The following is an 11035-nucleotide window of genomic DNA, read 5'->3' as shown; positions in this document are numbered from 1 at the left end:
CCCCACCCACCCCGTCCCCCCCTCACTCCCAGCGTTGATCAAGGAGTTTGGGTCCTCACGGGGCGCGTCAGCGACCCAAACTCCTTGGTCAACAAGGTGGATCCGGCCCGCAGGTCGGCCCCCACCCGCGGCTACCGGGCACCGACTCTGCCAACGGCTGACCCGGTAGCTCCCATTAGGGGTGGGGAAGGTGGGTGGAGAGGACCTTCAGGGTTTCGGCGGTGGCCACCGCGTCGCTGCGGGCGCTGCCGTGCCGGCCGTCGCTGCTGTACAGCGACGGGTCGGCCACCAGCGGATGATCGGTCAGGTGGACGTGCAGCGTGCCCAGGCGCTCGGCCACGCCTCTCGTGTGCCGCGACAGCCGGCGCATCCGCTCGCCGAGGCCCGCGCGCAGCGCGTCCGGCACCGCCGGGCTGTGCGACACGTCGAACATGCCCACCGTGATCACGTCCGCGCCCGCCTCCCGCAACGCGGTGATCATGGCGGTCAGCTCGGCGTCGACCGCGTCCGGGTCGTAGGCGGACCGGAACGCGTCGTTGCCGCCGCACACCACCAGGGCCAGGTCCGGTTCGAAGGCCAGCGCGTCGGCGAGCTGGGTGGCCCGGACCTCGTGCGCCCGCAGCCCTCGCCGGCCCAGGTTCAGGTAGGCCAGTTCCGGCCGGATCGCGCGCAGCTCGGCCGCGATCCGGTCGGCCCACTGGAGGTCGGGGTAGCCGTCGGCGGGTTCGCACAGCCCTTCCGCGACGCTGTCACCCAGCACCGCGAACCGCCGCCACGGGTGCCCGCGCAACAGTTCGGCGGCCTCTCCCGGCCGCAGGCACCACGGGTCGGTCGCCTCGGTCAGCGTCGATGGCATGCCCGGCACGCTAGCCGAGCGTCCCGCGCGGCGAAAGGGGCTCAGGGCAGCAGGGCCAGCAGCTCCCCGGGCCGGGTCAGGCTGAGGTCGGCGGGCTCGTCGGGGTCGTACTGGTGACCCCATGCGGCGGCCACCGCGACCGCGCCGCTGTGCCGGGCGGCGCGTACGTCGAGCGGCGAGTCGCCCACGTACGCGGCGCGGCCTGGTGGCACGCCGAGCCGGCGGCAGGCCGCCTCCACGCCGTCGGGCGCCGGTTTGGGGCGGTCGACCTGGTCTCCGCCCAGGACGGCAGTGAAGTGTCCGAGCAGGCCCGCCCGGTCGAGCAGGATCTCGGCGGCCCGGTGGCTCGCGCCGGTGAACACGCCGACGGGCACCCGGGCGGCGATCGCGGCGAGCGCGTCCGCGACGCCGGGGTAGACGCGTACCCGGCCGGCGAGCGCGGCCAGCTCGGCGTGGTAGCGGTCCAGGTCGTCGCCGGAGGCGGGTCGCCGCAGCAGGTGGGTCAGCAGGTCCGCCGGGGAGCCGATCGAGTAGCCGGCGATGACCTCGGCGTCGGTGTACGACGGGCCGCCCCCGGCGCGCACCGCCGCCCGGTACGCAGCGGGCACCACCGCGTGCGACTCGACGAGCGTGCCGTCCATGTCGAACACGATCGCGTCCACCGGCCCGGTCACGCGTGCTCCGCCCGGTGTGCCGTGGCGCGCCGCTTCGGGGCGCGCGCGTACCACGCCTCGGTGATCAGCTCGGTCAGCTCGTCCACGTCGATCCGGTCGAGCCGCACCAGCACCACGGGGTAGCCGTCGAGGTGCGGCGTGGTGAAGTAGACAGCCGGGTCGTCGGCGATCAGCGCCTCCTTGGCGCCCAGGTCGGGCACCCGGACCCCGAGGATCGGGCCGTCGGGCGCGGCGTCGCCGAGCGCCTCGATGTCGCCGCGGCGCAGCGGCCGTTCCCAGACGAACATCTTGTCGCGTACCCGCCAGGCGGGCAGGTCGTCGTGCGAGCCGCGCTCGGTGGTCTCGGGCAGGGCCAGCGCGATGCGCCGCACGTCGTCCCAGGTCGCCATGGCCCCGACCCTACCGAAACCCCCCGACACGACGGCTCAGACCGGCGTGGGCGTGGCCGGTTCCGCGGCCGGGCGTCGGGACGCGCGGGCCAGCAGCAGCGGCCCCACGGTCAGCACCAGGCAGACCACCGACATCACCAGCAACGCCGGGGTCAGGTCGAGCAGCGCCACCGACCAGCCGCCGAGCAGCGCACCCACGGGCAGGCCGAGGAACGCCACCGATCCGGAGATGCCCAGCACCCGGGTCTGCAGCTCGCCCGGCACCCGCTGGTAGAGCGTCGCGCCGAGCAGCGGGTTGACCGCCGCGATGCCGATGCCGGACAGGAACGTCACCACGAGCACCACGACCAGGTCGTCGCTGAGCGCCAGCGCGAGCAGCCGGGGCGCGCCGCTGAGCGTCAGCCCCAGCGCGAACGTCGTACCGGCCGGCAGCCGGGTGCCGAACATCGTGAACAGCAGGTTGCCCAGCAGGGCGCCGGCCGAGAAGACACCCAGCAGCAGACCGAACCCGGCCGGGTCGCCGAGCACCTGGCTGACCCACAGCGGGATCCAGACCGCGACGCTGGCGTTGGCGAACATGTTGGACACCGACACCACGATCAGCATGGTCATCAGCGTCCGGTCGGTGCGCAGGTACGCGAAGCCGCCGCGCAGCGCCCGCAGGTACGGCTCCCGGGGCGCCGGTTGCGCCGGTGCGGGCGGCCGGACCAGCACGCCGATCAGCAGCGCGCAGACCGCGAACGTGGCCGCGTCGATCCAGATGGCCCGGGTCAGCCCGACCCAGTCGACGAGCAGCCCGCCGAGCACCGCGCCGAACAGCGTCATGCCGCGGGCCAGGCCGTCGTAGGCGCTGGTGAGCCGGATCAGCGGCACCCCGGCCCGCTCGGCCGCCGGTTTGAACAGCACGTGCTTGACCCGGTCGCCGATGCCGCGCAGGCCGCCGGCGATCGCCACCAGCACCAGCAGCGTGCCGAAGCCGAGCCACGGCGCCAGCGCCACCACGGCCATCGCGACGGCGCTCGCCGCGTCCACGAACACCGAGGTCCGGCGTACCCCGAACCGGTCCGCCCACGGGGTCGCGAGCGCGCTGGAGAGCATGTACGGAAGCGTCTCCGCCGCCGCGACGAGCCCCATCTTGGTGGGGCTGCCGGTGGTCTCCAGCACCAGCCAGGGGATGGCGACCACCGAGATCCGGGTGCCGAGGTTGGACAGCAGGTCGGCGCCGACCAGGGTGTACAACTCCCGGCGCGGGTTCACGCCGGACTGCCGATCGGGTCGGCGCCGGTCGGGTGCGCGGTCGCGTACCGGGCCCGCAACGCGCGCTTGTCCACCTTCGCGGACCGGTTCAGCGGCAGCGCGTCGACGAACTCCACGGCGCCGGGGGCCCACGTCTCGCTCAGTTCCCGGACCACGAGCGCGATCAGCTCCGCACCGGTCACCGACGCGCCCGGCGTGGGCACCACGTACGCGTGCGGCAGTTCCCCGGCCGCCGGGTCCGGTACGCCGATGACGGCGGCGGCGCGCACCTCGGGGTGACCGGCGAGCACGTCCTCGATCGGGCGGGAGTAGATCGGCCAGCTGCGCTGCCGGGTGAGGATCCGGTCCTGTAACCGGTCGACCAGGTAGAGATAGCCGTCGGCGTCGAGGTGCCCGATGTCGCGGGTGCGGACCCAGCCGTCGACGAGCGTCTCGGCGGTCAGCTCCGGCCGGCCGTGGTAGCCGGCGAAGCTCAGCTTGGTGCGCACCCACACCTCGCCGTCCTCGCCGGCCGGCAGCACCCGCCCGCCGGCGTCGCGGATCTGGACCGAGACGTCCCCGTACGGGCGGCCGCAGGAACGCAGCCGCTCCGGGTGCTCCGGGTCCTCGGTGAGCCCGGGCAGCGCGCAGATCACCACCGCCTCGCTGAGCCCGTACACGATGCGCAGGCACGGGCCGAAGCGGGCGATGCCCTGGCGCAGCCGGGCCGGCGCGGCGGGCCCGGCGCCCACGTTGAACATGAACATCGCGGAGAAGTCGGCGCCCGTCAGGTCGGGGTGGTCGAGCACCTCGTAGAGCATCGGCGGGGTGACGAACGTGGAGGTGAGTCGCTCGGCGTCCACGGTGGCGATGAACGCGGCCGGATCCCACTGCTCGCGCAGGAACAGCACGCCGCCGGTGAACAGGTTGAACAACGTGGTGATCTGCCCGCTGGCCAGCCACATCGGGGAGTGCGACAGGTGCCGCAGCAGCGGGAACCCGGCACCCCGGAAGTCGGCGGCGAGCGCGAGCACCTGCCGGTAGAAGCTCTCCCGGTGGTGCACCAGCTTCGGCGTGCCGGTGGTGCCGCTGGTCTGCAGGAACGACTCGGGCGTGGGCACCTCGGCGGGCAGCTCAACGGCCGCGCCGGCGGTCCCGGCGGTCAGGTCCGGCCCGCCGCCGCCGGGACCGAGGCAGAGCACCGGTACGCCGGACAGGCCCGCCGCGACCCGGACCGCCTGCGCGTCGCGCGGGTCGTGGACGAACGCCTCCGGCGCGGACAACGCGACGAACTCGTCGACCTCCCGCCGGGACGTCACCGGGGCCACCCACATGCTCCGGCAGCCCAGCAGGTGCAGGGCCAGTTGCAGCAGCGGACCGTCGATCGTGTTGCCGAGCATCACCAGCACCGCCGCGCCGGGGCGTACCCCGTGGTGGCGCAGCGCGGCGGCCAGGCCGCGCACCTCGGCCGCTACCTGGGGGTAGGTGAGGCGGCGTCCGCCGCCGACGAGCGCCTCCCGGTCGCCGAACCCGGCGAACAGCTCCAGCGCCTCGTGCACATAGGTCGGCCGGTCGGTCATCGGGCAGCCCCCATCATCGTCCGCGAGCGGCGTCCGGCCAGGTCAGGGCCGGGACGAGACGGCAGGTGCCAGGGTCGGCGACCGCACCGCCGCCAGCCCCGAGCCTAGGCAGCCCCGATCCACGGCGGACAGAGCCGATCGTCGCTGCGTCACATCCCCCGGGCATTTGATCATGTCGATCAGGTTGATTGACGCTCGTCACAGCCGGAAGCTAGTTTCCGGTCCATCGCCCGGGCCGGTGCCGCCGACCGCGTCACGCCCGGGGCTGCCGACCATGGAGGATCGATGCCGACCCCGAAGAGATGGCACGTCGTAGCTTCCGCCGTGACACTGTTGATCGCCGCCACCCCCGCGGTGACCGCCAGCGCCGGCCCGACCGGGAACGACCGCGCCGGGCACGGGCGCGCCGAGTGGGCCGGAACCTGGGCCGCGGCGGTGACCCGCGGGAACACCGTGGGCCTGACCGAGACCGGCCTGAACAACCAGAGCATCCGGATGACCGTGCAGACCTCGGTCGGCGGGCCGCGCCTGCGGGTGCGGCTGACCAACCTCTACGGCCAGCAGGCCATCCAGGTCGGCCGCGCCACCATCGCCCGGCCGAACACCGCCACCCCCGACGACCTGTCCGACATCGTCCCGGCGAGCGTGCGCCAGCTGACGTTCTCCGGCGCCGGCTCGACGACCATCAACAAGGGTGCCGAGCTGCTCAGCGACCCGGTGGCCTTCCCGGTGGCCGAGCAGGAGGACCTGGTGGTCACCCTGTACTTCCCGGTGCTCACCGGGCCGGTCACGTTCCACGGCCAGTCCCGGGTCACCAACTTCATCGGCGCCACCGACCTCACCTCGGCGGCCGACGGCACCGGCTTCACCATCCGGCCCAACTGCTGCTGGATGTTCCTGTCCGGCATCGACGTGGAACGCCGGGCCACGCCCGGTTCGGTGGTGGTGCTCGGTGACTCCATCAGCGACGGCAACGGCAGCACCGTCAACGCCGACCGCCGCTGGCCGGACCTGCTGGCCAAGCGGCTGATCGACGCCCGCCCGGAGCCGCGTACCCCGGGTGTGCTCAACCTCAGCCTGGCCGGCAACCGGCTCAACCACGAGGGCACCGAGCCCGGCGCGGGCGGGTTCCCCGGCTACTACGAGCTGGGCCCGAACGCGCTGGCCCGGCTCAACGAGGACGTGTTCCCGCAGACCGGGGTGCGGACCGTCATCACCCACCTGGGCATCAACGACATCTGGATGAACGGCGACAGTCCCGAGGCGATCATCGCCACGCTGCGCCAGCTCAACCGGCAGGTCCAGGCGCGCGGCCTGACCAGCATCGCCGGCACGCTCATGCCGTACGAGGGCAACGGCGGGCCGGGCGTGTGGACCCCGGAGAAGGACGCCACCCGGCAGGCCGTCAACACCTGGCTGCGCGGGCCCGGCCGGGCCGAGTTCGACGGTGTCGTCGACTTCGACGCGGTGATGCGCGATCCGGCCCAGCCGAGCCGGTTGCTGCCGGCGTACGACTCGGGGGACCACATCCACCCGAACGACACGGGCGCCGCGGTGATGGCGAACGCCGTGCCACTGAAGCTGCTCGGACTGTGACACCGGGCGGGGGCGGCGGTCGACACGACGCCGCCCCCGCCGTCGTTTCCTGGGGAGGAAGACAGTGGACGTCAGCGAGATCCTGACCGGTCTCTACAGCGAGCAGGGCCGGCAGAACCCCTATCCCTTCTACGCGGCCCTGCACGAGCACGGGCCGATGAACGCCGTTCCGGCCCGGGCCGAGCACAGCACCGTGAGCGCGGTGGCGGGCGGGTACGACGTGGTGGACCAGATCCTGCGCGACCCCGGCTGGTACAAGGGCTTCCCGCCCGGCTGGGAGGAGCAGGAGATCCTGCGCACCTTCCGGACCTCGATGATGTTCGTCAACCCGCCGGACCACACCCGGATGCGCGCGGTGTTCGCCAGGACGTTCACCCCGCGCCGCCTCGGCGCGCTGGAGCCGGCGATCGAGCGGATCGTCGCCGAACGCCTGGACCACATGGCCGAGGTGGGCGCGGACGGCCACGAGGTGGACTTCGTGGCCGACTTCGCGTACCCGGTCCCGGCGCTGGTGATGGCCGAGTTCCTCGGCCTACCCGCGACCGACCTGTCCTGGTACCGGCAGCGGGTCGACTGGATCGACGAGTACATGGACGTGGCCGGCAAGACGCCGGAGCGGCTGGCCCGGGCCAACCAGGCCGCCGGACAGCTGCGCGCCTACTACCGGGATCTGATCGCCCACCGGCGCCGCACGCCCGGCGACGACCTGATCAGCGGGCTGACCGAGGTGCTCGACGCGGGCGGCGTCGACCTCACCGAGGACGAGTTGATCAGCAACCTGATCGTGCTGTTCAACGCCAGCTTCGTCACCACCGTCTACATGTTCAGCAACGGCCTGCCGCTGCTGCTGGAGCATCCGGACGTGACCGCCGCGCTGCCGGGCGACGACGCGCTGGCCCGCGGCTGCGTGGAGGAGGTGCTGCGGATGGAGAGTCCGGTGCACTTCCTGGCCCGCTCCGCGCCGGCCGGCGTCGACCTCGACGGCGTGCCGATCAGCCGCGACGGCAACGTGCTGCTGCTGATCGCCGCCGCCAACCGCGACCCGGCCCGGTTCCCCGACCCGCACCGCTTCGACCCGCACCGCGACGGCCCGCCGTCGCTGGCCTTCGGCGTCGGCCTGCACTTCTGCCTCGGCGCGGCGGTGTCCCGGCTGGAGGGGCGCCTGGCGCTGCCGCGCCTGTTCGCGCGTTTTCCCCGGCTCGCCGTCACCCAGCCCTACACGTACAGCGGGAGCCTGTTCCTGCGCGGTATCGACAAACTCTTCGTCACCACAGGGGAGGCCCGATGACACTCGATCCGCAGGTGGTCGCGTGGCGGGCCGCGCGGGCCGCCGCCGGCACCGTGCCGCTCTACACCCAGACCCTCGCCGAGGCCCGTGCCGCCGACCTCGCCGCGATCCGCGCCGGCTCCGGCGCGGTCGAGCCGGTCGCGGAGGTACGCGACACGACGGTACCCGGCCCGGCCGGGCCGCTGCCGGTGCGGATCCACCGGCCCGGCGGCGACGGCCCGCTGCCCACGCTCGTCTACTTCTTCGGTGGCGGCTGGACGCTCGGCAGCGTCGACACCGCCGACGGGATCTGCCGCCGGCTGGTCAACCTCACCGGCGCGCAGACCGTGACGGTCGGCTACCGGCTCGCCCCGGAGCACCCGTTCCCGGCGGCGGTGGAGGACTGCCACGCCGCGCTGCGTCACCTCGCCGCGCACGCCGCCGAGTTCCACGTCGACCCGGACCGGCTGGCGGTGGGCGGCGACAGCGCGGGCGGGAACCTGGCCGCGGCGGCCACGCTGCTGGCCCGCGCCGACGGCGGTCCCCGGCTCGCCGCCCAGTTGCTGGTCTACCCGAACACCGACCAGCGCCCCGGGCGCCGGCCGGCCGACGACGAGGACCCGATGCTGTTCAACAGGCACTCGGTCGGCTGGTACCGCGGCCACTACCTCGCCGACCCGGGCGACGCGGCCCACCCGCTGGCGTCGCCGCTGCTCGCCGAGGACCTGTCCGGCCTGCCACCGGCGTTCGTGGTCACGGCCGGGCACGATCCGCTGCGCGACGAGGGCCTGCGGTACGCGTCGCGGCTGCGCGAGGCCGGCGTGCCCACCGAGACCGACGACCACCCGGGCATGGTGCACGGCTTCTTCGCCATGCCCGGCGTGTTCGACGCCGGCCGGCTGGCGCAGGAACGCGCCGCCGCCTTCCTGCGCCGCGCGTTCGGGCTCGACCCGGCGGCGGCGACGACGGATGCCGACAATGGCTGATCCGGCGGACGGGTTCGTGCCGCCGGCCAGCCTGGCCGAGTTCGCCGCGCCGGCCCGGGCGGTGCTCCCGGCCGACGTGTGGGACTTCGTCGACGGCGGCAGCGGCACCGAGACCGCCCTGGCCGCGAACCGGGCCGCGCTGGACCGGGTGGCGGTGCTGCCCCGGATGCTGGCCGGGATCGACGACCCGTCCACCGAGGCGACGCTGCCCGGCGGCCGGGCCGCGTTGCCGGTGGCCGTCGCGCCGATGGCGTACCAGCGTCTGCTGCACCCCGACGGCGAGCCGGCGCTCGCGGCGGCGGCCCGCGCGGCGGGCGTGCCGTACGTGGCGAGCACCCTGTCCAGCACCCCGATCGAGGAGATCGCGGCGACCGGCGCGACGGTGTGGTTCCAGCTCTACTGGTTGCGCGACCGGGCGCTGGTGGCCGACCTGCTCGACCGGGCGGCGGCGGCCGGATGCGCGGCGGTGATGGTGACTGTGGACGTGCCGGTGCTCGGGCGGCGCCTGCGCGACGCCCGCAACGGGTTCGCGCTGCCGCCGCACGTCACCGCCGCGAACCTGCCGGGTGGGCGGGACGACCTGGCGCACCAGGGCACACCGGGCGTCTCGGCGGTGGCGGTGCACACCGGCGCGGTGTTCGCCCCGGCGCTGAGCTGGGCGGACCTGGAGTGGCTGCGGGAGCGTACCCGGGTGCCGTTGTTGGTCAAGGGCATCCTCGACCCGCGGGACGCGGTCCGCGCGGCGGACGCCGGCGTCGACGCCGTGGTGGTCTCCAACCACGGCGGGCGGCAACTCGACGCCGCCCCGGCCAGCGCGGCCGTGCTGCCCGAGGTGGTCGAGGCGGTCGACGAGCGGTGCGCGGTGCTGCTGGACAGCGGCGTCCGCAGCGGCGTCGACGTGCTGCGCGCGCTGGCGCTCGGCGCGGACGGCGTGCTGCTGGGTCGGCCGCTGCTCTGGGCGCTCGCGGCCGGTGGCCGGGCCGGCGCCGAGGCGGCGCTGGCGCTGCTCGCGGCCGAGTTGCGCGACGCGCTCATCCTCAGCGGCTGCCCCGACCCGGCCTCGGCCCGGCGGCTGCTCACCCGGATCGGAGGCTGACGTGGAGCCCGTCGACCTGGCCGTCACGGCGCTGCACGGCAGCGTCGGCGACCCGGCGCTGAACTCGATGAACTTCCTCAACGAGGTGGCGCAGCACTACCCGGACGCGGTGTCGCTGGCGGCCGGCCGCCCGTACGAGGAGTTCTTCGACTCCGCGCTGCTGCACACGCACCTGGACCGCTTCCGCCGCCACCTCGCCGAGGAGGTCGGGCTGGACCGGGCCGGCGTGGACCGGACACTGCTGCAGTACGGGCGCACCAAGGGCATCGTGCACCACCTGATCGCCCGTCACCTCGACGTCGACGAGGGGCTCACCGTCGACCCGGAGTCGATAGTGGTGACGGTCGGCTGCCAGGAGGCCATGTTCCTGGTGCTGCGCGCGCTGCGGACCGGCCCGGCCGACGTGCTGTTGGCCGTCGCACCCACGTACGTCGGGCTCACCGGCGCGGCCCGCCTGGTCGACCTGCCGGTGCACCCGGTGGCCGGTGGACCGGACGGCGTCGACCTGACCGACCTGCGCGCCGCTGTGCGCCGTGCCCGTGCCGGAGGGCTGCGGCCCCGGGGCTGCTATGTGATGCCCGACTTCGCCAACCCGTCGGGCGTCAGCATGGACACCACGCAGCGGCGGCGGCTGCTCGACCTGGCCGCCGAGGAGGATGTCCTGCTGATCGAGGACAACCCGTACGGCCTGTTCCCGGCCGACGGCACCGACCGGCGGCCCACCCTGAAGGCGCTGGACACCGCCCGCCGGGTCGTCTACCTCGGCTCGTTCGCCAAGACCGTGCTACCCGGCGCCCGGGTCGGCTACGTTCTCGCCGACCAGCGGGTGGGGGAGGCGGACGGCGCCGTGGTCCCGCTCGCCGACCACCTCGCGAAGATCAAGAGCATGGTCACCGTGAACACGTCGCCGATCAGTCAGGCGGTGATCGGCGGCGCGCTGCTGGCGCACGACTGCTCGCTGGTGGCCGCGAACGTCCGGGAGCGGGCCGCGTACGCCCGCAACCTGCGCCACCTGGTCGACGGCCTGACCCGGCGTTTCCCGGCCGGCGGCCCGGTCTCCTGGACCGTGCCGGCGGGCGGGTTCTTCGTGGTGGTGAGCGTGCCGTTCGCGGTCGACGACGCGCTGCTGCACCGCTCGGCGCGTGAGTACGGCGTGCTCTGGACCCCGATGGCGCACTTCTACGACGCGGGCACACCTGTCGACGCGCTACGGCTGTCGGTGAGCGCCGTCACACCGGAGTCGATCGATGTGGGCCTGGACCGGCTCGCCGCGCTGGTCACCGACACCATGGCCGCAGGTGTGACGCCGCAGTGTCAGGGTTCCGGCACCGTGCGTGTTCCCTGACTCCGGTCGT

Annotated in this window: 10 protein-coding genes; 5 read left to right on the top strand and 5 right to left on the bottom strand. The window is 74.1% G+C overall.

Annotation, left to right across the window (positions count from 1 at the left end):
- Positions 1-175: 175 nt before the first annotated feature.
- The 5 genes from GA0070215_RS08490 to GA0070215_RS08470 are packed head-to-tail and all read right to left on the bottom strand — an operon-like array spanning position 176 to position 4735.
- Positions 176-856: an SGNH/GDSL hydrolase family protein gene (locus GA0070215_RS08490; protein ID WP_091043664.1), complete on the bottom strand. Its 681-nt coding sequence runs from the start codon at positions 854-856 to the stop codon at positions 176-178.
- 41 nt (positions 857-897) lie between these two features.
- Positions 898-1530, bottom strand: a complete 633-nt coding sequence (locus GA0070215_RS08485) for an HAD family hydrolase (protein ID WP_018784099.1) — start codon at positions 1528-1530, stop codon at positions 898-900.
- Positions 1527-1919 (bottom strand): MmcQ/YjbR family DNA-binding protein, encoded by a 393-nt coding sequence (locus tag GA0070215_RS08480; RefSeq protein WP_091043660.1) that lies wholly within the window; start codon positions 1917-1919, stop codon positions 1527-1529. The genes GA0070215_RS08485 and GA0070215_RS08480 overlap by 4 nt, the downstream gene beginning before the upstream one ends.
- Positions 1920-1955: 36 nt before the next feature.
- Positions 1956-3176, bottom strand: coding sequence for an MFS transporter (locus GA0070215_RS08475; RefSeq protein WP_091043657.1), 1221 nt, complete (start codon positions 3174-3176; stop codon positions 1956-1958).
- A complete protein-coding gene (locus GA0070215_RS08470; RefSeq protein ID WP_091043654.1) occupies positions 3173-4735 on the bottom strand; it encodes a class I adenylate-forming enzyme family protein in 1563 nt (520 codons plus the stop codon). Before GA0070215_RS08470 ends, GA0070215_RS08475 begins: the two co-directional genes overlap by 4 nt.
- 285 nt (positions 4736-5020) lie before the next feature.
- Here GA0070215_RS08470 and GA0070215_RS08465 point away from each other — a divergent pair, with 285 nt between their 5' ends.
- From GA0070215_RS08465 to GA0070215_RS08445, 5 genes are all read left to right on the top strand, one after another.
- Entirely contained in the window at positions 5021-6331 is a 1311-nt protein-coding gene (locus GA0070215_RS08465; protein ID WP_026267582.1) for an SGNH/GDSL hydrolase family protein, read from the top strand.
- A gap of 64 nt (positions 6332-6395) precedes the next feature.
- Entirely contained in the window at positions 6396-7619 is a 1224-nt protein-coding gene (locus tag GA0070215_RS08460; RefSeq protein WP_091043651.1) for a cytochrome P450, read from the top strand.
- Positions 7616-8584, top strand: a complete 969-nt coding sequence (locus GA0070215_RS08455) for an alpha/beta hydrolase (protein ID WP_091043649.1) — start codon at positions 7616-7618, stop codon at positions 8582-8584. Before GA0070215_RS08460 ends, GA0070215_RS08455 begins: the two co-directional genes overlap by 4 nt.
- On the top strand, positions 8577-9680 hold the full coding sequence (locus GA0070215_RS08450) for an alpha-hydroxy acid oxidase (RefSeq protein WP_091043646.1): 1104 nt from the start codon (positions 8577-8579) through the stop codon (positions 9678-9680). The genes GA0070215_RS08455 and GA0070215_RS08450 overlap by 8 nt, the downstream gene beginning before the upstream one ends.
- 1 nt (position 9681) lies before the next feature.
- Positions 9682-11025, top strand: coding sequence for an aminotransferase-like domain-containing protein (locus tag GA0070215_RS08445; RefSeq protein ID WP_091043644.1), 1344 nt, complete (start codon positions 9682-9684; stop codon positions 11023-11025).
- Positions 11026-11035: the final 10 nt, after the last annotated feature.

The organism is Micromonospora marina (assembly GCF_900091565.1).
GTDB classification, from domain to species: domain Bacteria; phylum Actinomycetota; class Actinomycetes; order Mycobacteriales; family Micromonosporaceae; genus Micromonospora; species Micromonospora marina.
This window is presented reverse-complemented; position numbering and strand designations above follow the sequence as displayed.